Here is a 388-nt window from a genome sequence, read left to right on the forward strand (position 1 = left end):
TCGATGTCGCCCACTTCGTCCAGGTACAGGCCGCCGTTGCCGGTGCCCGCCACGCTGGCCGAGAGGGTAGCGACCGACACTTGCAGATGGGCGGCGCCGGTGCCGGCGCCCTCCCCGGCCGCCGTGCCGGTGGTGGCCAGGCGCAGCGTGGTGGCGGTGACGTCGGTGTCGCCGCTGCCCGAATCGACGATGCTGCCCGCGATCAGGCTCACATTGGCCGCGTTGAGGGTGCCGATGCTGAGCACGCCGCCCGCCACATAGCGCAGGCTGGTGCCGGCCGTGGTGGTGACGCCGTCGTCCATCGTGACAGCACCGCCGGCGCCAAGTTCGACGCTGGCGCCGGCATTGACCGCCGCCTTTTGGGCGATCGATCCGGCCGCCGACAGCG

Annotated in this window: 1 pseudogene; it reads right to left on the bottom strand. The window is 72.4% G+C overall.

The features are described from left to right. A pseudogene (locus tag C7C56_RS28495) lies at window positions 1-388 on the bottom strand (hypothetical protein); the annotation flags it as partial.

Source organism: Massilia glaciei (assembly GCF_003011895.2).
In the GTDB taxonomy this organism is placed as follows: domain Bacteria; phylum Pseudomonadota; class Gammaproteobacteria; order Burkholderiales; family Burkholderiaceae_D; genus Telluria_A; species Telluria_A glaciei.